Origin of the sequence: Collinsella sp. CM84Y_54 (assembly GCF_036317945.1) — a bacterium.
Taxonomy (GTDB): Bacteria; Actinomycetota; Coriobacteriia; order Coriobacteriales; family Coriobacteriaceae; genus Collinsella.
The window spans coordinates 442,449-467,163 of record NZ_JAWQCX010000002.1; the positions used below are offsets into that span (position 1 = coordinate 442,449).

Sequence of the window (24,715 nt, forward strand, 5' to 3'; positions counted from 1 at the left end):
CCCAGTGACTAGTCGTTGGGGACAGTCTTCGTAGGTAGCGCATAAAAAAGGGAATGGGCTTCCCCCGACGGCTGTCGAGAAAAGCCCATCTCGTAATTTAGGACCGTTAGAACGTTCCGCCGCCGCCTCCGCCGACGCCGCCGCCTCCGCCGCCCGAGAAGCCGCCGCCACCGCCGCCGCTCGAGCTATCGGAACTCGAAGCCAGCTCACGGATGCTCTCGTGATACACATCGTTAAACGAATCGAGCGGCGACTCGGTACCGTAATGATGGTAGTACCACCAGTAGCAGGGGTAATTGTCGTAGAAACCGTCGGCCTCGCGCACCTCGGGAGGAACGGCCTCGGCAAGCTGACGCAGGACTTCCTTCGAAACGCCCAGCGCCGCACCCATCACCAGAAGTTTATTCCACAGGACCAGATCGCCGGGGACGGCTTCCTTTAGGCGCGTGAAGTCCTCGAGCCAATGCTTAAGCGCCTTGCAGCGAGCCGCCACCTCGGCGCCCTCCGGCGTAAAGCGGCGGAACGTAAAGCCCACGCCAATACCCACCAGCACAATCGGCACCGAGATAACCGCAGCGATAATGTTCGCCTGTGCACCGTCGGTAAAGATGATGGATCCCGCGGGAACAAAGGCGATCAGAATACCAAGAACCAGGCAAAACACCATTGCGACAATGCCGTCCGAGGCAACATACTCGCTATCGGCCAGCTTGCCCTTAACGGTGTTCTGATAGTCCTCGAGCTTGTCGCCCACGGGTGTAGCGTGCTGCTTGACGTAGTGCTGTAGCTCGTCAAACGTGCGCGAGCGGTCGCCGTTCTCGTCGGGCTTAGCACCGGCAAAGAAGACCTTGAGCACCATGTGGTCAATGCCCTTGGCCGACTTCCAGCCCGCATCACTCACCGTCACGCGATACGTCTGCTCTTCTTTTTCACGCCCCAACAGACCCTTCTTGGCCTTGGTCACGGTCGCCTGCTCCAGCTTAATCACACGGTCGTCAGTGAGCTTCATGAGCGTGGCGATATATGCCTGATCGGGCACCTCGTTCCAGCTCATGAGGGCCGAAAGCACGGCGGGATGGTCGGCCGAAGGCACATCGCGGAAATATTCGTCCTGAAAAAGCGGCTTGGGCTTGCGCTTACGCAGCTTGAGCACAACGATTGTGCCGGTAAAGGCCACCGCCGCGACAACACTTAGCACGGCAAGTGCATTGGCAATCATGCGAGCGTGAGCGCGGCGGGCGTTAGCTTCGTCGGCCCATTCCTTCTCTTCGCTCAGGATCGTTGACATGCGCTCTTCGCTCGAAGCGGAAAGCCAAGGCACCCAGTCTCTGGGGAAGGCGATGCGCGCCTCGGCGAATTCGCCCTGATGCACACAGGGAATGGCATAGGTGACCATGGGCTCGTCCGCATCGAGCGATACGTCGCCCGTCAGCGGGCCGTGGCCCCATGCACGGAAGTTATCGCCCTTGACGGCCGCCGTCCCGGCAGCGGCATTTGCGAAGTACACTTCCATCTCGACATCTTCGGAATCCGCGGACCAGCCGTCGCCCACAAACTTCCAGTAGAGCTCAGCGGTATCGGACCAGTTCATAACCGCACCGGTCATGGTGTAGCTCACGTAATAGATCGCGCTGTCGCCGCTCTCGTGGGGGCTGAACACCTTAATCCTTACGCCGTCACCGGTCTGCTCGACCGTGTAGACGCCAGAGTCGCCCTTGTTCGCGCTATCGACTTTGTTAAACGCGGCATCGTCTTCCTCAACGCTCAGCACATCGACGCCCGCCGTGCCGCCCTGCTGGTTGGTGCCCGCATTGATCTCCCAAAACACGCCGTTAATGTCGTCATCGAAATCAAACTGGCGTCCCTCGACAACGGTCAGCGAGCCGTCGGCCTCAACCGTGGCGCCGATATAGGTTTGGGTCATGGAGTAGCCGTCGGCACGTGCAACGGCGGGCAACAGCAGCAGTGCGCACGCGACGAGCGCGCAAATGGAAGCAAATCGCGCAAACGGGCGGCGCTGCTTGCTGACTTTGGCGGCGAGGGTGTTCATAGGCACATCCTTTGTCTGTAAAACCAACAGCGCCATTGTCCCACGTTTGCGGGTACACATGACGAACATCTGGGCCAACGGAACGTCAAATGGGACAAAAGTCCCACCCGAGCCTGGCACTTAGGGACGTTCCTTATCTGCCGACAGTTTGGGACACTCTTTGGTACGACCTGCGCCAGCAATAGATACCATTTCACAGCTCTGTCACAGGTGTAGCGGCTTTGTGTGGGCGCGGCACGCGCTGATTGAGCCGCCAGCCGAGGGGCATAAAGCAGTTGAGCGAAAACGGTTTGCCCCTTTGCCGTTCGCTCGAGGATCATGTCCCCCTTTTCCGCGGAAACCCCGGCAGTTGCGAAGAGCTGCCGGGGTTTCTGTCGTTTGTGAGGCTAAGTCGGTGCGCAGCAATCGAGACCTTGAGCCGCAAACCAGCCGCGTGCAATGCGCAGCGCGGCCAACTTGCGGACCACAGTGACGCCTCCCCATCGCGCCCCGCGCTATACTCGTCCGCATGGATATCAAAGCACGCAACATAGCAATGCCCGCCGCGAACGCGCCAACGACGCCGCCCACCTCCGTTCCCGCGCCTGTCGTGGGACGCTTTGCCCCGTCGCCATCGGGCCGCATGCACCTGGGCAACGTGTTCAGTTGCCTGTGCGCGTGGCTTTCGGCCCGCAGCCAAGGCGGCAGCATCGTGTTGCGCATCGAGGACCTGGACGATCGCTGCAAGCGCCCGGAACTTGCCGCTCAGCTGATTGACGACCTGGCCTGGCTGGGACTCGAGTGGGACGAAGGCCCCTACTACCAGCACGATCGCCTCGACCTGTACGAGAGCGCCTTGCACCAGCTGCAAGACGCCAGCCTCACCTACCCCTGCTTTTGCACGCGTGCCGAGCTCCACGCCGCGAGCGCGCCACACGCCAGCGACGGCACGCCCATCTACCGCGGCGCCTGCCGAGACCTTTCTGCCGAGGAGGTTACCCGCCGCAGTGCCCTGCGCGCTCCGGCCACGCGCCTGCGCGTGCCCGCCGTCGACGACCTCGCGGGCGACGTGATCGAATTCGTGGATCGCACGTATGGTGCCCAATGCGAAGCACTCGCCACCGAGTGCGGCGACTTTTTGGTGCGCCGCAGCGACGGCGTGTTTGCTTACCAGCTGGCCGTGGTGGTCGACGACGCCGCCATGGGCGTCACCGAGGTCGTGCGCGGATGCGATCTGCTGGGCTCCACGCCCCGCCAAATCTACCTGCAGCGTCTGCTGGGACTGCCCACACCGCACTACTCACATATTCCGCTGCTCATGTCACCGGACGGCCGCCGCCTTTCCAAACGCGATCGCGATCTGGACCTGGGCGAGCTCCGCACCCGCTTTGGCACACCCGAGGCACTGCTAGGCTGGCTCGCCGGGCAAACAGGCATCGCGCCGGACACCACGCCGCGCTCTGCCGAGCAGCTGGTCGAGCACTTTAGCTGGGACGTCATCCGCGCGCACAGGGAGAACATCACCGTAACGGCCGAGTAGCCAAACGCCCCGCCCCTACGCAATGTCCCAGGGTTGGAGTTCGTCACCCAGGTGGATGATGCAGTCGTAGAGTACGGTGTGGCGCTCGGCCGGATTGGCATCGCGATGAAAATGCCCGTAGTACCAGCGCTTGTAGTCCAAGCGATCTTCCAACTCGTCAAAAAAAGCCGTGAGCCGATCGACATCGGGTCGGGTCCAGCCGGGCGCCGGATAGAGCGTGGGCGAAAGCAAGCGCGTGGAGCAGGTATGGGTGATCACGTAGTCGACCTTCCAGTCCACACTATCGAGCTTTGCCCGCGCCTCCTCAAAGTTGCGCTCGTCCGGCAGCTCCTGCGGCCACCAGCTGGAATACGGAATGCGGTATTCCTTATCCACGCTCGTGGCACCGCCCATGGTAAAGATTGTTGAATCGTCAAGCTCAAAAACCTCGCCACGCGTCAGGCGCCGTATGGGCGAGGTGTCCGACAGGCGCTGCGTCAGACCACCATGCCACAGCTCCATAGGGCGCTCCGCCCAATGGTCGAAGCGTTCGTGGTTGCCGTCGACGAACAACACGGTATAGGGACGCGATTCCAGCCAGGCGATATCGGCGCACTCCTCGGCAGAGAAATCCCAGGGAAAGCCAAAGTCGCCCGCAACAATCAGATAGTCGTCACTCGTCAGACTATCCCCAAGATCCCAGTCGCGCAGCTTTTGCATGTCGACGCCACCGTGAATGTCGCCCGTCACATAGACCGTCATCGGATCACCACTTCCCTCTTATAGGTTTCGAGATCGTGCTCGATCTGCTCGTTGCCCGTGGCGTTGACCCACCACGGCCACTTGACGCAGCTCACCGGCTCGTCTACCTGCACAAACCACGACTTGAGCTCCTCCAGGCTCACCGGGGCGTAGCTGTTAGCGCCCGCGCCCACGTCATAGCGCAGCAGCCCCTGTCTGAGGTTGAACTTGTTGTACGCGTCGCCGCAGCTGTGGATATGCCCGTGCAGATGCCAGCTACCGTGCGACATGCCCTGCCAGTCGACCATGGGATAGTGGCTCAGCACGATTTTTTGGCGGTCAATCTTGAGCACGCAAATGGGCGGCTCGACGATAAAAGCATCCGCTACGGCAGGCTGCGTCCAGTCTTTGTCGTGGTTGCCGGGCAGTAGGTGGACGCGCTTGCAGACAATGCTTTTACGCAGCTCGTAGGCGTCTTGGACCGTCATCTTAAAGCTGAAGTCGCCCAAGATGTAGAGCTCGTCATCCGCAGCGACCTTGCTGTTAATGTTAGCGACCATGGCGTCGTTCATCTGCGCGACAGTCGACCACGGCCTGCCGCAGAGCCGCAGCATGTTCTCGTGCCCAAAATGTGTATCACTGGTAAACCAGATCATGGGGAACTCCTAACGCTGCGGGGCATCTATCCCTTATGGCTTACCCCTCGTTCTTCCATCCAAACGGGTCAAGCACCCAAAAAATCAGATCGAGCACGCCGCCAGTTATCATGGCGCCGACAAGGGCCATGCAAACGTGCAGAGAGCTGACACTTCGGAGCACGTCGAACGGTCCCAGAACAGCCAGCAGCGCGACCGCTGCGCCGGCAAGGCACAACGCGAGGCACGGTCCCGCGTCCTTGACGCACTTCTTTGCGAGATGCTTGGTGTTGTCACTCATCAATATTGAACTCCTTAGAGAGTCGTTGTTCAGATGCATGCCGCCGCGGCAGAGCAGGGCGACAGGGTAAGTGTCACATGCCGTGCGGACACGTGTGCAAGCTCATGCCAAACTGCCAACCCCAATCGTCATACATCTAAAACACGAACGATCGATCTGCTATCCTGGCGCCAACATAGTCTTTCGAAAGGTTTGGCCGGGATGACTACGCAGCGACAGATTGATATTGAATTCGACTCGCTTACACGCGAGAACGATTCACCCAAGCTCATCGCCAACTCGAAGGCGACAGGCGGAACACTACTATCCGTTATCAAGGAGCAGCTCTCAGCCTGCGGCTCTTTTGACTTCTGCGTAGCGTTTGTTGCAGACGGCGGCCTTCAAATCCTAGTCGAGACGTTCCAGGAGCTCAAGCAGCGTGGCATTAAGGGCAGGCTGCTCACGTCCACCTATCTCAACTTCAACTCACCCGATGTCTTTCGCAAGCTCCTGGAATACGACAACATGGAAGTTCGCGTATTCCAGGGTAATTTGCATGCCAAGGGATACATTTTTGATAAGGGCGAAACCAGCACGGTCATCGTCGGTAGCTCCAACATGACGCAGACCGCCCTCACCTGTAATAAAGAATGGAACGTGCTGTACCAGACTGTCGAGAACAGCCGCCTACTCGGCGAACTGAGGAGCGAGTTCAATTCGTTGTGGAACGACACCTCAACCGTTTTGCTTTCCCAAGACTGGATTGAGAACTATGCCGCATATCGATCGGCACGTCCGTCAAAGCCCAAATCGAAACCACCGTTCCAGGCGGCTGTTTGCCCAACCACGAACGACCTCGAAGAAATCAAGCCCAATAAAATGCAGCAGCGCGCCCTTGAGGCGCTCGGTGTAATCCACCGCAAGGGCGAGACCCGCGCCCTGTTGGTCTCGGCAACCGGCACCGGCAAGACCTTCCTTTCGGCGTTCGACGTGCTCGCAACTAAACCCCGGCGCGTCCTCTTTCTTGCGCACCGCCGGCGCATTATCGACGCCTCCCGTGCAAGCTACGAACGCCTCTTAGGTAGTACCTATACGTTCGACACCTATCAAACTGGCAAGAATATAAGCAATGCTACCTGCGTGTTTGCCATGTGTTCTTCGGTCGCCAAACATCTGAGCGATTTCCGTCCCGATGAGTTCGACTACATCGTCATCGACGAGGCCCACCGCACGGGATCCCAGGGTTACCAATCCATCATGTCGCACTTTACGCCTCGGTTTTATCTGGGCATGACCGCTACACCCAATCGCACCGACGGCTATGACGTCTTTGCCCTTTTCAATCACGTCATCGCGTTCCAGATCACGCTGCAGGACGCTTTGGCCGAGGAGATGCTAGCCCCCTTCCATTATTTTGGCATTCACGATCTGGAGATTGACGATGAGACAATCGAAGATACCGCCCTGTTCGGGCGCTTGACGTCCGATGAGCGCGTGCGTCACATCACCGAGAAAATCGAAGAGTATAGCGTCACCAAAAGCAACCGCAGGGGCTTAATTTTCTGCAATCGAAACGCCGAGGCCGAAGAACTGTCGCGCAAATTCAACGCTCTCGGATATCGAACGGCTGCGATTAGCGGTCAAGATTCCGATGAGGTCCGCGATGCCGCGATCAGCCGACTTGAAGCCGGCGAGCTCGAGTACATTTTCTCGGTCGACATCATGAACGAGGGCGTCGATATCCCCTCACTCAACCAGATCATCATGCTTCGCCGCACCGATTCGGCGATTATCTTTATTCAGCAACTCGGACGCGGTTTGCGTCTGAATGATGGCAAAGAATACGCGCTAGTTCTCGATTTTATTGGCAACTATCAGAGCAACTTCTTGGTGCCCATCGCGCTTTCGGGTGACAAGACATATAACAAAGACCGCCTGCGCTGTCTTGTCCAAGAGGGCGATTCGGCGATCCCCGGATGTTCGACCGTGAGCTTCGATCGTATTTCCGAGGCACGCATTTACAAGGCCATCGACGGCGGCGATTTCACCTCCGTCAGGTTTTTGAAAAACGAATATCTCGACTTGCGCCAAAAACTCGGCAAGATTCCCTCGCTGCTCGAATTTGATCGTAACGGCTCCATCGATCCGCTGCTTATCTTCAAGAATAGCGGCCTGGGGTCCTACCACGCATTTCTTTCCAAATACGAGCCGGACTACACAGTCCATTTTTCCTCTGATCAAACCAAAATTCTCAAATATATTTCTCAAAAACTTGCCGCGGGCAAGCGATTCGAAGACCTCTATTTGCTTCAAACGCTCGTCGAAGCCGGACACGAGGGCTACCGGCATATGCGCGAGGCTGCGCTTAGGAACTACCGTGCACAGCTTAAGGACAGCGCCGTTAGGTCGGCAATCGCAGTCCTTAAGGGCGACTTTGCCACTCCTAAGGATTTCGTTTCCCTGCTTATTGACGATGGATGCGGACCTCGTCTGACCGAAGTGTTTGCGACCGCCCTGCGCAACGCGGAGTTCAAGCGTCAGATTCTCGAGGTGCTGGATTTTGGTATTGAGCGCAACCGACTCGACTATGCCGAGACGTACGAAAACACAAATTTCGTTCTCAACGCCAAGTACACGTACGAGGAGGTTTGCCGTCTGATGAACTGGCAAAAGAACATCAACGGCCAAAACCTTGGCGGATACTTCTACGATGAAAAGACCAATACATTCCCCGTGTTTATTAACTATGACAAGGCGCCCGACATTAGCGAGTCCATTCAGTATGAAGACCGCTTTGTTTCGCCGAGCAAGCTTATCGCAATCTCCAAGGGCAACCGTACGCTCAACTCTCCCGAAATTCTGCGACTGCAGGCATGGCCGGAAAACGGCCTGAAGACGTATTTGTTTATGCGAAAAAACAAGGACGATAAGGGTGGCAAGGAGTTCTATTTCTTAGGCGAAATGCATCCGACCGGCGAGTTCGAGGCTATTAAAACTAAGAGCAACGACAACGCCGTCGAAATCGAATATGAGCTCAATACGCCCGTGCGTCAGGATATTTACGAGTTTATGCTCAGCGATTTGAGCGAGGCTGAGTAAAAAAGAGCGGGCCGCCATGTGGCGCCCGCCCCTTTCTTACATAAGTCCGAGTTTCTTTTCGAGCTCCTTAACGACTTTAACGTCTGCCGGAAGCCAATCGACCTCCCACAGGTTATTGGTATCAAGCCATTTCATATCCTCGTGAGCGTGCTCTTTGAACTCCCCCGAAAGGATGTTAGCTAGATAGCACTGCATCGACAGGTGAAACGTCGCGTAATCGTGTTCGACCGTGCAAAGATAGTCGAGGTTACCGATCGTGACCTCGAGCTCTTCCTGAATCTCGCGCACGATTGCCTGCTCGCCGGTCTCGCCCGGCTCGAGCTTGCCGCCCGGAAACTCCCAGCCGTCTTTAAACTCGCCATAGCCTCGCTGGCAGCTCAGGATCTTCCCGTCTTTCTGAATAATCGCTGCTGCAACATTGATTGATTTCATAACTAGCCATCACCTCTCCAATTGAGCCCAACCAGTATAGGTGATCGACCGCCCGCCATGTCCCAGTCGTCTGAAAACTGTCTGCTCGACCCATTTCTGCCACCACTTTGTCATCGGCACCCCATCTCCCGCTATCGAGGTCTAATACTTTTCCCACCGCCACCCAAAAACTCATCCAACATTAATCTTGGCTCAAGAATCGCTTAATCTATAACCTGCACTATAGAGTTCGACCAAGGGCGGGGAGGCACCGCGCAACGCAGGCCGCCGAACGCAACGCTCGCGCCCGGGCAGATCGCCCGGCGTCGCGCCCATCGAACGAAAGGACAGGTCATGGACGACCTCGAAAAAGTTGAAACCATCCGCACCAAGTGCAACGTGAGCTACACCGATGCCAAGGCGGCGCTCGACGCTGCCGACGGCAACGTACTGGATGCCATCATTTGGCTCGAGTCGCAGGGCAAGACGCAGACCACGTCGGCGCACGCCGCCACCGAGTCCGCGCCGGTCGATGAGCCCTCGGCCGAGATGGTCGCCGCGCAGGCCGCTTACGAGAAGTCGAGCAAAAAGACCGACTTCTCCAAGAAGATGGACAGCGTGTGGGAGTACCTCAAAAAGCTCTTCCGCCTGAGCCTGGACACCAAGTTTATCGCCACGCGCCGCGATGCGATCATCCTCAACATTCCCATCTTGATCCCAATCGTCGCCCTGTTTGCCTGGGGCGCCACGATATGGCTGATGCTGATTGGCCTGTTCTTTGGCATGCGCTACCGCATCGACAGCGACGGCGACGTGCCCGGCAGCATCAACAACCTCATGAATCACGCCGCCGACGCCGCGGACGACATCAAGCAAAATCTCAACGACGACAAGTAATCGCAGACGGGGGCACGCATGGCACGGATCCTGATCGTAGAGGACGAGGAGAAAATCGCCCGCTTTGTGACGCTCGAACTGGAGCACGAGGGCTACCAGGTGGAGCACGCCGCCGACGGCCGCACCGCCGTGGATCTGGCTCTGGAGCGCGACTACGATTTGATTCTGCTCGATGTGCTGTTGCCACAGCTCAACGGCATGGAGGTCTTGCGGCGTGTCCGCAAGCACAAGGATGTGCCGGTGATTATGGTTACCGCGCGCGATGCCGTGATGGACAAGGTTGCCGGGCTCGATGCCGGCGCCGACGACTACTTGACCAAGCCGTTTGCGATCGAGGAGCTGTTCGCACGGATCCGCGTGGCGCTGAAGCGCTCGGAAGCCGTGCGGGCGGCTTCGGGCGTTGGCGACGCCAGCGCCGGGGCTGGCGCAGCGAGCGGCACGGCCGCCGGTATCGCCACAATGCCCCCGGCAACCGACACGACCCAGACCGCTGCCACGCCCTCCCCCGCCGCGCTTACCGTGGGCTCGGTCGCGCTCGACCCCAACCGCCGCGAAGTCACGGTCGGCGATTCGCCCATCGCGCTCACGGCCCGCGAGTTCGATGTCCTCGCCCTGCTTATGGCGCATGCCGAGACCGTGCTCACACGCGAGCGCATCGCGCACGAGGCGCTGGGCTATGAATACGTGGGCGACACCAACAACGTCGACGTACACATCGCGCACCTGCGCGCCAAGATCGAGGACGCCGGCGGCGCCCGCATCATCCAGACCGTGCGCGGGGTGGGCTATGTCTGCCGTGCGTAACGCCGAGGCCAAGCGCGTCACCTCCATCGCCCGCGCCATCAACTGGGGCTATATGTGGCGCCGCCTAATGAACTACGTCTGGCTCGATCTGCTGCTGATGGTGATTGCGGTGGCGATCCTCGTCTATGGATACAACCAGACGCTGCCCGACAGCGCGTTTACCGCAGGCTGGATTCCCGGCGCCACCGTTCACGGCATGTCGCTGACGCCCGCGCGCGGCTGGGACCTGACAACGCTCACCTATGCCGTCGAGCTTGCGCGTACCACCAAGACCTTCCCCCTTGCGCAGGACCTCGTCGCGCTATGGCCTCTCTACCTTGTCGTTGTGGGTTGGCAGGTCATCAGCGTGCTCAACATGCTCGGCGGCGCCCGCCGCGTACGCCGCACCATGGCACCGCTCAACGACTTGGCACTGCGCGTGGACGAGCTCGGCCGCATGCAGCTCGCCGGCGGCAAGATGGAAACGCTGGAGCAGGCCATCGCGCGCGCAAGCGTCGACTCGCCGAGCGTCACCACCGGCGACGCCGACCTGGCAAGCATCGAGGTCGCACTCAACCGCCTGCTGCGCCAGATGCAAGAGGCCAAGCTGCAGCAGATGCGCTTTGTCAACGATGCAAGCCACGAGCTGCGCACGCCCATCGCGGTGATTCAGGGCTACGTGAACATGCTCGACCGCTGGGGCAAAGACGACCCGGACGTGCTGGCAGAATCCATCGCGTCCCTCAAAGCTGAAAGCGAGCACATGCAAGAGCTCGTGGAGCAGCTACTGTTTTTGGCACGCGGCGATGCCGGGCGCACGGTCCTGCGGCGCGCGCATACCAACCTGGCCGCGCTGGTCGGCGAGGTATGCGAGGAATCGCAGATGATCGATACCGAGCACACGTATCGGCTGGCCTTTGACGCTGCGCTTGTCAGCGACCCGCGCTGCGACGCGCCCGTCGACGTGGCGCTCGTGAAGCAGGCTCTGCGCGCGATCGTGCAAAACGCCGCCAAGTACTCGGATGCGGGAACGACCGTCACATTTGGCATAACGCCCGATGCGGGCATGGGCACGATCGACATAAGTGTTGAGGACGAGGGCATCGGCATGAACCAGGAATCCGCAGCTCACGCGTTCGAGCGGTTCTACCGTGCCGACAACGCGCGCGATGCCGGCGCGCAGGGCTCGGGTCTGGGACTCGCCATTGCCAAGTGGATCGTCGATAGCCATGGCGGTGTCATTGGCGTGACCTCAGTCGAGGGCGTCGGCAGCCGCTTTACGATTCGCCTGCCACGGTAGGGATGCCCCTCGGCATAAATAAAGGGATAGGGCCACGCGGCTCTATCCCTTTTTGCTAGCTGTAGCAGCTTGTGCGCTACTCGCGGCACAGGTGCACGGCGAAGCCGGCGAACTCGCGCTTAAAGTACACGAGCTTGGTGCCGCCGTCGGGCAGCAGCACGCGCGACTCCTCGTTGACCTCGAGCCCGCGCTCGGCAAACCACTTCTCGGCCGCATCGATGTCGTTGACGGCAAAGCCAATGTGGCCCTTGGCGCCACGACCGTTCTGCTTCATGACCTCGACCAGCGAATCGTTGAAGTACGAAACCGGGGTCTCGATGACGGGCAGGCCCATCATCGTCGAGAACAGCTCCGCGATCTCCGGGGCGTCTGCCAGGTCGGTGGCGTTAATGCCCACATGGGCAACGCGCATGCCAAAGAGCTCGACCGGGTTGGCGTTCTGCTCACTCATACAGGCAGCGCCTACTGAGCCATAACGTCGAGGACGGCCTTCTCGGCAGCGACGCGGTTCATGCCGGTCATGAAGGGCACGCCGCTCACGTACGGGCAGGTGAGGCCCTCGGGGGCAACGGTGGTGGCGATCAGCAGGTCAGCGCCCTCGTCGCAGTAATCCTTGGCCTCGGAGATGGCGCACTGCACGATCTCATACTTGCCGGCATAACCGTTGGCGTCGAGCAGGGTGGCGACCTTCTGGGCAACGAGCGTGGAAGTAGCAGCGCCAGCACCGCAAGCCAAAACGATCTTCTTCATAGGTAATGTCTCCCTTCATGGTTTACTTTAGGTAAGTGTACCGCAGCGAGCGATGGCACTCAGCCTCGATGAGCTTTTATGCCAGTTTGCTTGCGCGCTGCGTATAATACATCTAGTACGTGTTGTCATACCACTCGCTTTATGAGCGACTAAGGACCCTAATATGCCCGATTCCCGCACACTCTGGACCGCCGTCGTTATCATCTGCATCGCCGTGTCGGTGTTCTTTAGCGTCAAAAAACGCACCACGTTTAAACGCCTGCAGCAGCTTATGGCCGCCAAGCAGTGGGACGAATTCGATCGTTTGCTCGACGGCAAACTCACCAGCATGCTGTACCCGCGCTACAACCGCGACTACCTGCGCCTGAACTCCTATCTGCTGCGCGAGGACCATGAGCACGCCAGCGAGATGTTCGACCTGCTGCTGGGACTCAACCTGCCCAAGATGCAACGCGTCGACCTGGTCATTAAGGCCTTTAACTACTACGTTGGCCAGGAGGACCGCAAAAAGTCCAAAGAGCTGCTGCACGAGATCAAGGGCTTTGAGGGCGGTCAGGCCGAGGCAGTTGCGCACGAGTGCCAGCTGATGTACGACACGATGATCCTCAAGCGCCACAACGACATTCCCGAGCTGGAGCGCATGCTCGAGGAGGCCGGCGACGATAAGGTTAAGAGTTGCCGCTTGGAGTACCTGCTGGCCCTGCAGTACCAGAACAAGGGCGACGAAGCCAAGTTCCAGGAGTTCCTTGAGAAGTCGGGCCAACACTCGATGGCTGTCAACGCGTAACGGGCGGCTTGTGCTAGACTTCTAGTCTCACGGGGGCGTGGCGGAATTGGCATACGCAGGAGACTTAAAATCTCTCGCCGCAAGGATTGTGGGTTCGAGTCCCACCGCCCCTACCATGTGATCGCTTGCGAGCCCGTGTTCCCCAGGGATGCGGGCTCGCTTCTTTTAGATGCCGGTGGGACTCGAACCCGCGAGGGGGCGAGCGTTAATCGGACGCGCAGCGTCCGTAGCGAGCCGGCGAGGGCGCCGACAGGCGGCCGAAGCCGGTGCGTACTTGCGCAGCAAATGCGCGGACGTCCCACCGCCCCTACCATTTGGTTTTTACGAGCCCGTGTCCCCCAGGGATGCGGGCTCGTTTCTTTTACACGCCGGCGGGGCTCTAAGTTGCGGTGGAATAGATCCTGTTTATACCGTTTACCAGCTTATTTAGGAACTATTTCACCGCAACTCAGAGGAAGACGGTTAAAGGGCGCTCAGGCTCGGGGTCCAGCCGATGGTGGGGGTGACGCCGTCGAGAACCTCGTTGATGGTGGCAGCCATGCCGGCGAGCAGGCTGTTCTCGCTTACGGTGAGCGTGTCGTAGCCGCCGGATTGCATGAGCTCTCGAATCACCACGGCGCCTGCCAAGATCACGCCCGCGCGCTTGGGTTGCACGCCCGGCAACGCGGCGATACCCTCAACATCCAGCGCGGACATGCGCTCGATAGCGGCCGAAACCTGCTCCAGCGAAAGCTCGCGCAGGTGCACAAAGCTCGAATCATACGGCTCCAGCTCGTGCACCAGCGCCACGAGCGTGGTGACGGTGCCGCCCACCGCAACGAGGCGCTCGGCGCGCTCAAAATTGCTCGGCAGGCCCTCAAAGTAAGCCCCGAACTGTTCGCCCGCCCATGCGCCAGCGGCGGCAAGCTCACAGTCCGCCGGCGGCAACGCCGAGAAAAACCGCTCGGTCACGCGGCGGCAACCGATGTCCAGCGAGCGCGTTCCCTCCAGCGCAAAGACGCCGCGTTCCGGCGCATAGACGCCCGTCGCGAGCTCCGTGGATCCGCCGCCCGAATCGGCAACAATGATGCGCTCGCCAGCAAAGTCGTGCGCCACGCCAAAAAACGTCAGGCGCGCCTCGACCTCGCCCGGAATCACCTGCGGCTCGAGCCCCAGCTCGCGCAGGCCGTCCAGTAGCAGCGCGGCATTGGACGCATCACGCGCGGCGCTCGTGCACGTGGTGCAGATGCACACGGCCCCAAAGGCACGGGCCTCGTCCACAAACATACGGCATGCAGCGAGCACGCGCTCAACGGCCGCCTCGCAAAAGCGCCCCGTCGCATCCACGCCCTCGCCCAAGTCGGTAATCTCGGTATGCTTGGACGATTCCACGATCGCCCCGCCCTCGACCTGGGCCAGCACCAGTCGCGACGACACCGTTCCCAGGTCAATCGCCGCCACCTTATATCGTTTGCAATTCGTCATTGCGGGCTCCCCTCCGGGCGCTATTTGCCGTTGGACACGACTGTCTGGCCCTCGACGCCGTTAAACCCAAAAAGCATATCGAGCGTTTGGATGTACCACGGTACGTCCTTGCCGACCTCTTCGATCTCTTTGGCAACTTCGCTGGCCTTCTTGGCGTTCGAGGACTTTTTGCTCGAAGACGAATCCGAATCGTCGTCCAGGCCCTGCACTTCAATCCTCTTCTCGCCGGGCATCACCAGGCCCAGGTCCTCGGATGCCGCGTCTTTAATGCCCTTCTCCGAGAGCAGTTTGTCGACGCTTTTCTGCAGCTCGTCGTTGTACTGCTGGCGAATCTCGACCTGCTTGGCCAAGATATCGTTCGAGCGCTTGGCAACGTAGAGGTCGCGCACGGGAAAGTACAGGCTCACGAGCACCAGGACGACAACAATGCCAATAAACAGCCCGCGCTGGGGTCCATGGGTAGAGTCGTAGATTGCCTTGACCACCGCGTTGTCGTTGGCGTAGTGCATGAAGTCCGAGCCCGAAAGACGGCTCGAGGGCCTGGTCGACTTTTCGTGTGTTTGAGCCGAGGGGCGCTGAGCATGCGTCGGGCGCGCCGAACGTGGCGAACGGTCCGTCGGCATATTCATTTGAGCACGGGGGTGCGAGGCACTTGCCGGACGCTGTGCGCGGCGATCGACGCCGGCGTAGTCGGACCCGCCGAGCTGCACGGTACCCGCGCGGCGAGGCGACGGCTCGCGCGAACCGGCGGAATAATACCTGTTGTCGTAAATCTGATCCATGTGCGCCTTGTGCGGTTGAGGTTTGTTTGCGCTAAGCCTTTTAGTTATAGCACGAGCGCCCGCACCGCCTTCGCCAGCCTTTGCTCGACATAAAAAAGGCGCCGAGCCGTATGGCCCGGCGCCCAATGGTGCTCAACAGTGCCTGGCGGAAGCGAGGCGAATCCGAGTCAACCCCGCCCCCGCACACGCCGCTGCCTAGCGAATGTTGTAGAACGCAGACTTACCGGCGTAGCGCGCGCTGCCCTCGAGCTCGTCCTCGATGCGGATGAGCTGGTTGTACTTGGCGATACGGTCGCTGCGGCACGGGGCGCCCGACTTGATCTGGCCGGCGTTGACGCCCACGACCAGGTCGGCGATTGTGGAGTCCTCGGTCTCGCCGGAACGGTGGCTCACAATGCAAGCGTAGCCGGCCTCCTTGGCGGTTTCGATGGCCTCGAGCGACTCGGTGAGCGTGCCGATCTGGTTGACCTTGACCAGGATCGCGTTGGCGGCGCCCAGCTCGATGCCCTTCTTGAGGCGCTCGGTGTTGGTGACGAACAGGTCGTCGCCCACCAGCTGCACCTTGTTGCCAATGCGGCGGGTGAGCTCAACCCAGCCGTCCCAGTCCTCCTCTGCCATGCCGTCCTCGATGGAGATGATGGGATAGGTGTCGACAAGCTTCTCCCAGTAATCGACCATCTGAGCGCTCGTATACTCAACGCCCTCGCCCTTGAGCTCGTACATGCCGGTCTCGGCGTTGTAGAACTCGGTGGACGCCGGATCCATGGCGTACATGAAGTCAACGCCGGGCTTAAAGCCAGCCTTCTCGACGGCCTTGGTGATGTACTCGAACGGCTCGGCATTGGTCTTGAGGTTGGGCGCAAAGCCGCCCTCGTCGCCCACGCCGCCGCCCAGGCCGGCCTCGTGCAGCACACCCTTGAGGGTGTGGTAGACCTCGGCGCACCAACGCAGGCCCTCGGCAAAGCTCGGGGCGCCCACCGGCATGATCATGAACTCCTGGAAGTCGACGTTATTATCGGCATGCACGCCGCCGTTGAGAATGTTCATCATAGGTGTGGGCAGCAGGTGGGCGTTGACGCCACCCAGGTACTGGTACAGCGACAGGCCCGCCGACTCTGCCGCAGCGCGCGCGGTGGCCAGCGACACGCCCAGGATGGCGTTGGCACCGAGCTTGGTTTTGTTGGGGGTACCGTCCGCGGCAATCAGCGCGGCATCGACGGCACGCTGGTCGAAGGCGTCGAGGCCCACGACGGCGTTAGCGCACTCGTTGTTGACGTGCTCGACGGCCTGCGAAACGCCCTTGCCCAGGTAGCGGCCCTTGTCGCCATCGCGCAGCTCGCAGGCCTCAAAGGCGCCGGTCGAAGCACCCGAAGGCACCATTGCGCGGCCAAAGCTGCCGTCCTCGAGCACGACCTCGACCTCGACGGTGGGGTTGCCGCGGCTGTCGAGCACCTCGCGACCGTAGACGTCCAAAATATCGCTCATGTTGTCTCCCTCTCACTTGGAAACGTAGTGGATGCAAGCGACCGGCTGACCGTGCACCATCGGTGCGTCTCCGTAAGTTAGCCATGTCGCACTTTTTGCATTATGCCCTAAGTTAGCCAAGGGATACAATTGTTTTTCGAAAAATTTAGCGGGAACGATGAGGCATGTCAGCCCGTCGTTCCCGCGGTCTTACTCCTCTGCCTTGGCGGCATCCCACAGGTCGTTGAGACCGTGGGTCGAAAGCTCAGCCAGATCCACGTGGGCGTCGGCCGCCATCTGCTCCATCGCGGCCCAGCGACGGCGGAACTTGGCCGTGCTGGCACGCAGGGCGCTCTCGGCGTCGATTCCCTCTTTGCGCGCAACGTTGACTAGAGCAAAGAGCAGGTCGCCAAACTCCATTTCGCGCTCGGGCGAGCCGGGCTCCTCGGCCTCAAACTCGGCACGCTCCTCGGCGACCTCGTCCCACACATCCTGGACCGTCTCCCACTCAAAGCCCACGGCAGCCGCCTTGCGCGACACCTTCTGAGCCTGCATCAGCGCCGGCAGATGCGTGGGCACACCGTCGAGCAGCCCCTCAGGAGCAGCCTCGCCCGCCGCCACGGCCTTGTCCTTGGCGGCCTTCTCGGCAAGCTTGACCTCATCCCAAATCTTGAGCACCTCGTCGGAGCTCTCGGCGTCCGCATCGCCAAACACGTGTGGGTGGCGGCGGATGAGCTTGGCGTCGATATCGTGCGCCACGTCGGCCAGCGTAAACTCGCCGGCGTCCGCCGCGATCTGCGCATGCAGTACTACCTGCATGAGCACGTCGCCGAGTTCCTCGCGCAGATGCGTGGCATCATCGGCCTCGATGCAATCGAGCGCCTCGTAGGCTTCCTCGATCATGTTCTTGCCGATGCTCTGATGCGTCTGCTCGCGATCCCACGGGCAGCCATCGGGCTGACGCAGACGCCAGATAGTCTGCACCAGATGCTGCAGCTCGGCCGACGCGTCGACCAGCGTGGACAGGTCGCGCGAACCCTCGGCATTTTGCTGAGCCATGTGCTGCGCCATGGTTATTCCTCCTCTAGGACCACGTGACGGAACGTGCCGCCCTCGTAGATGCCGTAGCTGTGCGTACCGTCCTTGGGAATGCTCACGCTGCCGGGATTGAAGAGCCACAGGCCCGGGTGCGCGGCGCTTGCCTCGTTAACCTTGATGTGCGTATGGCCGTAGACGAGCGCGGAGCCCTCGGGCAGCGCGGGCGCGTGGTCGACGCTGTTGTGCATGCCAGCGCCAAAGACGTGGCCGTGCGTCAGGAACAGCTCGCGGCCGGTCTCGTCAAACAGCGTGGCGTAGTCGGCCATGACGGGAAAGTCGAGCACCATCTGGTCGACCTCGGCGTCGCAGTTGCCACGCACCGCGATGATGCGGTCGGCCAGGGCGTTGAGCAGCGGAATCACGCGCTTGGGAGCATAGTCGCGCGGCAGGTCGTTGCGCGGACCGTGATAGAGCAGGTCGCCCAGCAGGACGATGCGGTCGGGCTGCTCGGACTCGATGGCGGCGCAGAGGCGCTCGGCCCAGTATGCCGAGCCGTGGATGTCGGAAGCGATGAGGTATTTCATGGTGGTCCTTTCGGGTGGGGTTGATGGAGCTGGGCGTGGCGTGCCGCCGGCCGCGTTACTCAAATCGCAGTGCCGCGCTCTGGGCCGCCTGCATCACGCGTTGGAGCGGCACATTGTGCTCGCGGGCAAGGCGGGCGCAGTCCTCGTACTCGGGCGCTGCACGCTCGCTGCCGTCGGGCAGGGTTGCCACTTTAACGGACACCTCGCCCCATGGCGTCGTTACGCGCTCAAAGCGGCGTGGTAGGCAAACGCGCTCCATAACCTGGCGGCGAATGCCATTGGTCGTGGTCTCCAAAAAGACAATCGTCTGCAGGCGCTCGATATCCTCGTGGGTACAGATTACCTGCAGCTGCCAGCCGGGACGGCCCTTCTTGCAATAGAGGGGCAGCCAATGCACCTCGCGCGCACCGGCCTCGCGCAGGCGGTCGGCGGCGTAGGCGAGCACCTCGGGCGATGCGTCGTCGATATCGCATTCCAGCTTGACGATGGTCTCGGGCGCATCGGTCTCGCGGGACAGCGGAGATTTGCTATCGCATGGCATACGGTCCGGCTCCTTTCCGCACGGGCTCGTTTTGTTCACCCAAACGCTAACACATCGCGGGCGGCGTGGATGTGGCGGAGCGCGATGAGCGCGATTTCCTGTCCGCAAGAAACCGACACTCCACCGCCTCAGCCAAACATGTACGTCAGCCTCCAAACATGTCATTTTTTGCAGCTTTTGGAGGCTGATGTACATGATTCGGAGCAAGACCGATGCCGCGTGGTGACCCCCGCGCGCAACCCACCTTTCCAGTCGATTTCGGTCCCCAGCGCGCTCGTCGCATCGAGGGCCGCACCGCGCAAGGGCTTGGACGACTACTATCCCGCGACCGGGCTGCTGCGTTGCTTTGCCCATGCCGAGGTGCCGATTACCTTTGGTTCGGATGCGCACCGAGCCTGCGATATTTGCTGGAGCATCCGCGAGGCCCAGGCCCACGTCTACGACTGCGGCTATCGAACCTTCGACATCCCTCACGCCACCGGCGAATGGGAACTCACGCCCCTAGCCTAGCCATCCCTTCATAAGTTGCGGTGAAATAGGGATTGTTTGAGGTGCAGTTAGTCATTCACACTTAAAACCGTTTGACCAAAAAAGAATACCGCTGACCGAAATGGAAAGATGGTAACAACGAAATAGATTAGTCGCACTTGTTTTTAAGAACCGTTTGTTCCAGCCCGCCCTGTTTGCAAACACCCCAACTATCATGAAATCCGTAAACAGAGGCGACATCAACACCTGACGCCGGCAAGTATGCGAGTGTCGTCTCTGCCTAAGGGGCAAGCCCCCGAGATTAGTTAGGAGAGGGGAAGAGATGGATAAAGTCAAAACGGCCTTCCAGAACTTTGGCCGCGTTATCGTCGACCCTATTTTGTACCTTTCGGTAACGGGCATCATTTTGGCCATCGCCACGGTATGCTCGCTCGGCAGCGGAGTTGTCGCAGATCTGGGCACGCTGCTCTCCGCGGCAACCAACTCCGCGGTGATCGGCAACCTGCCGGTGATTTTCGCAGTCGGCCTAACGGCAGGCTTCGCAAAGAAGCAAAAATCCAACGCGGCAGTGTTTGGACTTATTAGTTACCTCATGTTCCTGTATGTCAACAACGCCTACCTGACGCTCACCGATCAGCTGGCAAAAGCTGGCGCGATGGGTCTGTATGGCACTGGCCAGGCAACGGTACTGGGTCTTCAAGTTACCGATGTCAACGTCTTCGGCGGCGTACTCATCGGATGCTTCTGCGGTTGGCTCTATAACAAACTGATCGACGTTAAGGTATCGGAGTATATCCGGATTTACGGCGGACCCCGCCTGGCCCTTCTGGCGATGGTTCCGCTGAGCATTGTCTTCGGCATCGGAGCGACTATCGTGTGGCCCCCTATCGCCAACGCCATCAGCAACGCTTCTTCATTCATCGCAGCCTCGGGTGGTCTGGGCGTTTTCATTTACGGCTTCCTGAACCGCGTCCTCGTACCTCTCGGCATGCACCACTTTATGTGGATGCCGTTTGACTACTCCGCGATTGGCGGCACGGCGGTCGTCGCCGGCCAGAGTGTTTCCGGCGCAGCAAACATCTTCTATGCCGAGCTTCCCCATATCGCCGACGGATCCCTCACCACAGTCGACCCCTCTGTCCGCTTTGCCATGTTCGGCTTTGGCAAGGAATTCGTAACCCTCGGCACCGTGCTCGCAATGATTGCAACTTCCCGTCCGGAGAATCGAAAAGCCGTCGCAGCCATGCTGGTGCCCATTTACATCACCGCCATGCTCTCCGGCATCACTGAGCCGCTCGACTTCATGATCCTGTTCGCGTCTCCGATTCTCTGGGTTGCCTACAGCCTGTTCTACGGACTGGGCGAGATGCTCCTGTTTGTCCTGGGAGTCCGCTTGCTTAACATGTACGGTGGCATCGAGCTGCTCACGCTCGGCCTGCCTTTGCCAATGGGCGTCACCAAGTTCCCGATTTACATCGTCTTGGGCATCGTGTTTGCCGCCGTTTCGTTCATCGTTCTGGCGATGGTGATCAAGAAACTCAACCTCATGACGCCCGGCCGTTCCGCAGAGTGGTCTGCAGAGGTCTCCGGAGACAACAATGCTCTCGAGTCCTCCGGAACTCCGGAAGTCGACGCAAAACAGCAGGAGATGGTGCAGAACATCATCAACGGCCTTGGCGGCAAGGACAATATCAACACCATGGGCTGCTGCATGACTCGTCTCCGTGTCGAAGTCAAAGATCCCAACAAGGTCAACGAAGAGACCATCAAGAAGGCTATCGACAAGGGCCTGTTTAAGAACGGCACCAATGTCCAAATTGTCGTGGGAACCAACGTGCACTCCGTCTTCGACCTGCTGCGTCCCATCCTTAATCTGGAAGATTAACAGTCGCTTCAGCGATAAGCGATAAGCGAGGAGCGAGGAGACCTCATGCTGACCAAAACGTTTCATTCAATCCAAGGCATGTTCGAACGCCTGCTCAACATGTACAAAGAAAAGTCGACAAGGGGTCTTCTCGTACTTATTGCTGCATTCGCATGCGGTTTTATCTGGCCGCTCCTGGGTCTACTCGCTGCGGTTTGGACCCGGCGTTCAGGAAGGCACGCGGACGCAGGCAGCATTGCAGGCATGGCGGCGGTCATCAACATTGCTACCTACTTCGTGCAGATAGTAACCAAGATTGTCTGCAGCTCAATTTGATTTGAAAGGCATTTGATTTGAAAGGCATGAACAACATGAACGGATACAAGATTGTCATCTGCGGCGGCGGCAGCACCTATACCGCCGGTATCGTCAAAGACCTGCTTGATCAAAAGGACGAACTGGGGATTCGTGAGCTTTGGCTCTATGACATCGACAAGGAACGCCAGGACACGGTCGCTGTGGTGGTTAAGGCAGTTATCGATGACCTTGCCCCCGAGATCCCCTTGCATGTAACCGTCGACCCCAAAGAGGCGTTTACAGATGCGAACTTTGTTATGGCGCAGATGCGCGTGGGCGGGCTCAAGATGCGTATCCAGGATGAGCAGATCAGCCTGCGCCATGGCGTAGTCGGCCAAGAAACCTGCGGAGCAGGTGGCATGGCCTATGGCATGAGGACCATCTTCCCCATGTGCGAGCTTGTCGATTTCTGCGAGGAGTACGCCTGCAAGGACTACTGGATCGTCAACTACTCTAACCCCGCTGCCATCGTAGCCAAGGCGATGCACAAGCTGCGTCCAAACGCTCGCATTCTCGACATCTGCGATATGCCGGTAGAGATTGAAGCCCGCATGGCGGAGATTTTGGGCTGCGAACTCGACGACATTGAAGTCGACTACTTTGGCCTCAATCACTTTGGGTGGTATACCAGCGTACGCTGCAAGGGCGTCGACGTTACGGACAAGCTCAAAGAGCACGTGCGTAAGTACGGTTACATTTCCGAGGCAAGCCTCAATGACGCATTGGTAAAGGACCCAGACTGGGCCCACACCTTCAAGAATGCGGCAACGATTTCTACGCTATTCCAGGATTACCTCCCCAACACCTATTACCAGTATTACCTGTTGCCCGATGCCTGCGTGGAGTACATGGACATCAATAACACGCGTGGCATGCAGGTCGTAAACGGCCGCGAAAAGCGTATCTTCGACGCATCTGCGGCGCTTAAGCGCGGTGAAAAGGTCGATCTCACGCAGTTCTATGTAGGCGTCCACGGCAGGTTCATTGTCGATGTCGTCAAGTCCCTGGCGAAAGACCTGCGCCATCGCCAGCTGGTGATTGTGCCCAATAATGGTGCAATCGAGAATCTCTCGGACGACGCAACGGTCGAAATTCCGGCGTACATCACCGATCGAGGAGCCGAACCGATCCGCGTCGGGAAGATTCCCCGCTTCTACAAGGGCCTTATCGAACAGCAGGATGCCTGCGAGGGCCTTGTGGTCGAGGCCGTTATCGAAGGCTCCTACCAGAAGGCACTCGAGGCCTTCACCCTCAATCGCACGATTCCCTCAGCCCGCGTGGCCAAGGAAGTCTTGGACGACATGATCGAGGCGAACAAGGGCTATTGGCCTGAGCTGAAGTAGAGAAGCCATCCAAATAGCAAAAGCACAAAAGGTGGCCTCAAGGCAAAAATGCTTTGGGGTCACCTTTTTTATGACTAAATCTCCGCAAAACTCGTAAAGATGAACGAATCGGCCTCGTGTTTTACACGATAGTTCTCTTGATAATCCTGATTGAATATAAGCGAATAAATAACCTGAAGCGTATACGTGAGCGAGATCATGGAAGAGTAATTGGCAACCTTTCCAATCACGCGCTCTGATTTTGGAATGAGCAAGACAGTGTCGCATTGCCTGGCGAGCGCCGAATCAGAAAACGCCGTGATTAAACACGGCTTGATTCCACGCTCGGAAAGAGCGGTGGCGTATTTGGAATAATCATAGTGAATGCCGCTGTAGCTTAGGAATAAAAACAGGTCGCCGGGCCTACCGTTCTTAACGTGCAGCGTCTGCAGGCCCCCGTCGTCTGCCATGGTGACATGACGATCGAGCTTGAGAAGATTGTTGCGAAAGATACTTCCCGCCAGATAGCTTTCCCCTTTAGCAAAGATGTAAATTCGCGGGGCGCTAAGAACTGCCTTGGCGATTATGCTCAATTTGGCGCTATCGAGCTCGATTTTCGTTTGATCTATGACGCCCTTCAGGAGATTTGCAAGGTTGCCCTCGATGGCCTCAATTGAATCGGTACTGCCAAAAGGACGATTGTGATCGACAGTGGCAGCCAGAAGATAGTCTCCGCTTATCTCCTGGATGAGCTGCATAATCAACTCTCGATAGCCGCTTAGGCCCAATTTCTTACAAAAGCGGATGATAGTCGCGTTCGAAGTGTAAGTCTCCTGTGCGAGCTTTGCCATAGTGAGGGTCTTAAGGTCGCCGGTATGATTGAGCAGATAGGTAGCAATGGCTCGGTCGGTTTCATTAAAAGACGCGCTGTTACGCAGGCTGTCAAGAATCATGGTCGCTCCGATCGCTTCAGTTTGCCACTTAATTATGTCATTATCAAAACGACGGGCAGCTCTTCATGCGCTGACTTACGCCCCGCAATCTCTCTTCTGATATTCCGCATACTTCGGTGACATTATTTGTGCGGAGCGCATCGCTCAAGTCTCAGTGAACAGATACGAAGAAGTTCGATTGCCAGAATCCACTGCCCGCCTTGAGACGCAGAGACGGCCTCCGACCAAGCTACATGCGGACTTGAGACAGCATAGCGCTCGCCCGTCGGCATCTTACAACCCGTATCCCCCACTCCCCTGTTTCCGTGTTGAGAGCAATAGACGGGGTTCCAAGGGGACTCGTCCCTTTGGCGCGCAGGGTCCGGGGGTGGCGCGGTCCATCCCCGGGAAACGGCACGGGCGGGCGCTCAAGGTCGTCGCGAGGAAGCGGCTCAGGGCGATATACGCCGTGATGCGCGACCGGATGCCCTACCGGGAGTGGCCCCGACGGTTGACAAAACTATAGGAACACATTGCATAAAAAAGAATCAGCCCCCGCATATCGAAACGGTCGAGAGGGCCTGCTCCGGGCGGGGTGCCCTGCTCCGGGAAGTTCGCGAAGCCCACTTCCCGGAGCAGGGCACCCC

The 24,715-nt window shown here is 59.2% G+C and carries 24 protein-coding genes and 1 tRNA gene; 11 read left to right on the forward strand and 14 right to left on the reverse strand.

The genetic code is table 11. The annotated features are described in order from the left end of the window. Positions 1–106: 106 nt before the first annotated feature. Positions 107–2,050 (reverse strand): DUF2207 domain-containing protein, encoded by a 1,944-nt coding sequence (locus V2391_RS05115; protein WP_329738461.1) that lies wholly within the window; start codon positions 2,048–2,050, stop codon positions 107–109. A 535-nt stretch (positions 2,051–2,585) separates the two neighbouring features. Between V2391_RS05115 and gluQRS the strand changes: the two genes are divergently transcribed. Then, a complete protein-coding gene (gene gluQRS, locus V2391_RS05120; protein ID WP_329738462.1) occupies positions 2,586–3,569 on the forward strand; it encodes a tRNA glutamyl-Q(34) synthetase GluQRS in 984 nt (327 codons plus the stop codon). Positions 3,570–3,584: 15 nt separating this feature from the next. On the opposite strand, the gene V2391_RS05125 is transcribed toward gluQRS, so the two are convergent. The 3 genes from V2391_RS05125 to V2391_RS05135 are packed head-to-tail and all read right to left on the reverse strand — an operon-like array spanning position 3,585 to position 5,225. Then, positions 3,585–4,310, reverse strand: coding sequence for a metallophosphoesterase (locus V2391_RS05125; protein ID WP_195444697.1), 726 nt, complete (start codon positions 4,308–4,310; stop codon positions 3,585–3,587). Next, entirely contained in the window at positions 4,307–4,945 is a 639-nt protein-coding gene (locus tag V2391_RS05130; RefSeq protein WP_329738463.1) for a metallophosphoesterase, read from the reverse strand. The genes V2391_RS05125 and V2391_RS05130 overlap by 4 nt, the downstream gene beginning before the upstream one ends. Before the next feature lie 40 nt (positions 4,946–4,985). Continuing rightward, entirely contained in the window at positions 4,986–5,225 is a 240-nt protein-coding gene (locus tag V2391_RS05135; protein ID WP_329738464.1) for a hypothetical protein, read from the reverse strand. 201 nt (positions 5,226–5,426) lie between these two features. Here V2391_RS05135 and V2391_RS05140 point away from each other — a divergent pair, with 201 nt between their 5' ends. Next, positions 5,427–8,303: a DEAD/DEAH box helicase gene (locus tag V2391_RS05140; protein WP_329738465.1), complete on the forward strand. Its 2,877-nt coding sequence runs from the start codon at positions 5,427–5,429 to the stop codon at positions 8,301–8,303. A gap of 36 nt (positions 8,304–8,339) precedes the next feature. Here the strand turns inward: V2391_RS05140 and V2391_RS05145 are convergent, their stop codons facing one another. Next, a complete protein-coding gene (locus V2391_RS05145; RefSeq protein ID WP_329738466.1) occupies positions 8,340–8,735 on the reverse strand; it encodes a (deoxy)nucleoside triphosphate pyrophosphohydrolase in 396 nt (131 codons plus the stop codon). Positions 8,736–9,068: 333 nt separating this feature from the next. Between V2391_RS05145 and V2391_RS05150 the strand changes: the two genes are divergently transcribed. Genes V2391_RS05150 through V2391_RS05160 form a run of 3 tightly spaced genes read left to right on the forward strand, consistent with a single transcriptional unit; the run spans position 9,069 to position 11,694 of the window. Continuing rightward, positions 9,069–9,611 (forward strand): DUF4342 domain-containing protein, encoded by a 543-nt coding sequence (locus V2391_RS05150; protein ID WP_329738467.1) that lies wholly within the window; start codon positions 9,069–9,071, stop codon positions 9,609–9,611. An 18-nt stretch (positions 9,612–9,629) separates the two neighbouring features. Then, the gene (locus tag V2391_RS05155) at positions 9,630–10,415 is read left to right on the forward strand and encodes a response regulator transcription factor (RefSeq protein WP_329738468.1); all 786 of its coding nucleotides are present in this window, start codon (positions 9,630–9,632) and stop codon (positions 10,413–10,415) included. Continuing rightward, positions 10,399–11,694 (forward strand): sensor histidine kinase, encoded by a 1,296-nt coding sequence (locus V2391_RS05160; RefSeq protein WP_329738469.1) that lies wholly within the window; start codon positions 10,399–10,401, stop codon positions 11,692–11,694. Before V2391_RS05155 ends, V2391_RS05160 begins: the two co-directional genes overlap by 17 nt. A gap of 76 nt (positions 11,695–11,770) precedes the next feature. Here V2391_RS05160 and V2391_RS05165 read toward each other — a convergent pair whose 3' ends face one another. After that, positions 11,771–12,145: a VOC family protein gene (locus V2391_RS05165; RefSeq protein ID WP_329738470.1), complete on the reverse strand. Its 375-nt coding sequence runs from the start codon at positions 12,143–12,145 to the stop codon at positions 11,771–11,773. Between the two features lie 11 nt (positions 12,146–12,156). Further along, on the reverse strand, positions 12,157–12,444 hold the full coding sequence (locus V2391_RS05170) for a PTS sugar transporter subunit IIB (protein WP_117564906.1): 288 nt from the start codon (positions 12,442–12,444) through the stop codon (positions 12,157–12,159). Between the two features lie 163 nt (positions 12,445–12,607). Here V2391_RS05170 and V2391_RS05175 point away from each other — a divergent pair, with 163 nt between their 5' ends. Together V2391_RS05175 and V2391_RS05180 are read left to right on the forward strand one after the other, a co-directional pair. Continuing rightward, a complete protein-coding gene (locus tag V2391_RS05175; RefSeq protein ID WP_329738471.1) occupies positions 12,608–13,231 on the forward strand; it encodes a hypothetical protein in 624 nt (207 codons plus the stop codon). Positions 13,232–13,262: 31 nt separating this feature from the next. After that, a tRNA-Leu gene (locus V2391_RS05180) sits at positions 13,263–13,347 on the forward strand. Positions 13,348–13,693: 346 nt separating this feature from the next. Here V2391_RS05180 and V2391_RS05185 read toward each other — a convergent pair. From V2391_RS05185 to larC, 6 genes are all read right to left on the reverse strand, one after another. Beyond that, positions 13,694–14,695 carry a Ppx/GppA phosphatase family protein gene (locus V2391_RS05185; protein ID WP_329738472.1) on the reverse strand — a complete coding sequence of 334 codons (1,002 nt, stop codon included), beginning with the start codon at positions 14,693–14,695 and terminating at the stop codon, positions 13,694–13,696. Positions 14,696–14,715: 20 nt separating this feature from the next. Then, the gene (locus V2391_RS05190) at positions 14,716–15,477 is read right to left on the reverse strand and encodes a hypothetical protein (RefSeq protein WP_329738473.1); all 762 of its coding nucleotides are present in this window, start codon (positions 15,475–15,477) and stop codon (positions 14,716–14,718) included. 195 nt (positions 15,478–15,672) lie between these two features. Next, positions 15,673–16,962, reverse strand: a complete 1,290-nt coding sequence (gene eno / locus V2391_RS05195; protein ID WP_329738474.1) for a phosphopyruvate hydratase — start codon at positions 16,960–16,962, stop codon at positions 15,673–15,675. Between the two features lie 189 nt (positions 16,963–17,151). Then, positions 17,152–18,012, reverse strand: coding sequence for a nucleoside triphosphate pyrophosphohydrolase (gene mazG / locus V2391_RS05200; protein ID WP_329738475.1), 861 nt, complete (start codon positions 18,010–18,012; stop codon positions 17,152–17,154). 2 nt (positions 18,013–18,014) lie between these two features. Then, positions 18,015–18,563: a phosphodiesterase gene (gene yfcE, locus V2391_RS05205; protein WP_329738476.1), complete on the reverse strand. Its 549-nt coding sequence runs from the start codon at positions 18,561–18,563 to the stop codon at positions 18,015–18,017. A 55-nt stretch (positions 18,564–18,618) separates the two neighbouring features. After that, positions 18,619–19,104 carry a nickel insertion protein gene (gene larC, locus V2391_RS05210; protein ID WP_329738477.1) on the reverse strand — a complete coding sequence of 162 codons (486 nt, stop codon included), beginning with the start codon at positions 19,102–19,104 and terminating at the stop codon, positions 18,619–18,621. A gap of 219 nt (positions 19,105–19,323) precedes the next feature. Here larC and V2391_RS05215 point away from each other — a divergent pair, with 219 nt between their 5' ends. From V2391_RS05215 to V2391_RS05230, 4 genes are all read left to right on the forward strand, one after another. Beyond that, positions 19,324–19,614: a hypothetical protein gene (locus tag V2391_RS05215; protein ID WP_329738478.1), complete on the forward strand. Its 291-nt coding sequence runs from the start codon at positions 19,324–19,326 to the stop codon at positions 19,612–19,614. Positions 19,615–19,915: 301 nt separating this feature from the next. Further along, complete coding sequence (locus V2391_RS05220) at positions 19,916–21,478, forward strand: PTS transporter subunit EIIC (protein WP_329738479.1); 1,563 nt, start codon at positions 19,916–19,918, stop codon at positions 21,476–21,478. Between the two features lie 45 nt (positions 21,479–21,523). Further along, positions 21,524–21,793, forward strand: a complete 270-nt coding sequence (locus V2391_RS05225) for a hypothetical protein (protein ID WP_329738480.1) — start codon at positions 21,524–21,526, stop codon at positions 21,791–21,793. Between the two features lie 35 nt (positions 21,794–21,828). Continuing rightward, positions 21,829–23,157 carry a 6-phospho-alpha-glucosidase gene (locus V2391_RS05230; RefSeq protein ID WP_329738481.1) on the forward strand — a complete coding sequence of 443 codons (1,329 nt, stop codon included), beginning with the start codon at positions 21,829–21,831 and terminating at the stop codon, positions 23,155–23,157. 74 nt (positions 23,158–23,231) lie between these two features. On the opposite strand, the gene V2391_RS05235 is transcribed toward V2391_RS05230, so the two are convergent. Then, positions 23,232–24,089, reverse strand: coding sequence for a MurR/RpiR family transcriptional regulator (locus V2391_RS05235; RefSeq protein WP_329738482.1), 858 nt, complete (start codon positions 24,087–24,089; stop codon positions 23,232–23,234). Positions 24,090–24,715 lie beyond the last annotated feature (626 nt).

Bases quoted from the DNA above. Each gene is read 5' to 3' on its own strand.
- V2391_RS05220 (WP_329738479.1), top strand. From the start codon at position 19,916: ATGGATAAAGTCAAAACGGCCTTCCAGAACTTTGGCCGCGTTATCGTC.
- V2391_RS05130 (WP_329738463.1), bottom strand. From the start codon at position 4,945: ATGATCTGGTTTACCAGTGATACACATTTTGGGCACGAGAACATGCTG.
- V2391_RS05230 (WP_329738481.1), top strand. From the start codon at position 21,829: ATGAACGGATACAAGATTGTCATCTGCGGCGGCGGCAGCACCTATACC.
- V2391_RS05160 (WP_329738469.1), top strand. From the start codon at position 10,399: ATGTCTGCCGTGCGTAACGCCGAGGCCAAGCGCGTCACCTCCATCGCC.
- V2391_RS05150 (WP_329738467.1), top strand. From the start codon at position 9,069: ATGGACGACCTCGAAAAAGTTGAAACCATCCGCACCAAGTGCAACGTG.
- mazG (WP_329738475.1), bottom strand. From the start codon at position 18,012: ATGGCGCAGCACATGGCTCAGCAAAATGCCGAGGGTTCGCGCGACCTG.
- V2391_RS05135 (WP_329738464.1), bottom strand. From the start codon at position 5,225: ATGAGTGACAACACCAAGCATCTCGCAAAGAAGTGCGTCAAGGACGCG.
- V2391_RS05235 (WP_329738482.1), bottom strand. From the start codon at position 24,089: ATGATTCTTGACAGCCTGCGTAACAGCGCGTCTTTTAATGAAACCGAC.
- V2391_RS05170 (WP_117564906.1), bottom strand. From the start codon at position 12,444: ATGAAGAAGATCGTTTTGGCTTGCGGTGCTGGCGCTGCTACTTCCACG.
- yfcE (WP_329738476.1), bottom strand. From the start codon at position 18,563: ATGAAATACCTCATCGCTTCCGACATCCACGGCTCGGCATACTGGGCC.
- gluQRS (WP_329738462.1), top strand. From the start codon at position 2,586: ATGCCCGCCGCGAACGCGCCAACGACGCCGCCCACCTCCGTTCCCGCG.
- V2391_RS05175 (WP_329738471.1), top strand. From the start codon at position 12,608: ATGCCCGATTCCCGCACACTCTGGACCGCCGTCGTTATCATCTGCATC.
- V2391_RS05190 (WP_329738473.1), bottom strand. From the start codon at position 15,477: ATGGATCAGATTTACGACAACAGGTATTATTCCGCCGGTTCGCGCGAG.
- larC (WP_329738477.1), bottom strand. From the start codon at position 19,104: ATGCCATGCGATAGCAAATCTCCGCTGTCCCGCGAGACCGATGCGCCC.
- V2391_RS05140 (WP_329738465.1), top strand. From the start codon at position 5,427: ATGACTACGCAGCGACAGATTGATATTGAATTCGACTCGCTTACACGC.
- eno (WP_329738474.1), bottom strand. From the start codon at position 16,962: ATGAGCGATATTTTGGACGTCTACGGTCGCGAGGTGCTCGACAGCCGC.
- V2391_RS05125 (WP_195444697.1), bottom strand. From the start codon at position 4,310: ATGACGGTCTATGTGACGGGCGACATTCACGGTGGCGTCGACATGCAA.
- V2391_RS05165 (WP_329738470.1), bottom strand. From the start codon at position 12,145: ATGAGTGAGCAGAACGCCAACCCGGTCGAGCTCTTTGGCATGCGCGTT.
- V2391_RS05225 (WP_329738480.1), top strand. From the start codon at position 21,524: ATGCTGACCAAAACGTTTCATTCAATCCAAGGCATGTTCGAACGCCTG.
- V2391_RS05145 (WP_329738466.1), bottom strand. From the start codon at position 8,735: ATGAAATCAATCAATGTTGCAGCAGCGATTATTCAGAAAGACGGGAAG.
- V2391_RS05185 (WP_329738472.1), bottom strand. From the start codon at position 14,695: ATGACGAATTGCAAACGATATAAGGTGGCGGCGATTGACCTGGGAACG.
- V2391_RS05115 (WP_329738461.1), bottom strand. From the start codon at position 2,050: ATGAACACCCTCGCCGCCAAAGTCAGCAAGCAGCGCCGCCCGTTTGCG.
- V2391_RS05155 (WP_329738468.1), top strand. From the start codon at position 9,630: ATGGCACGGATCCTGATCGTAGAGGACGAGGAGAAAATCGCCCGCTTT.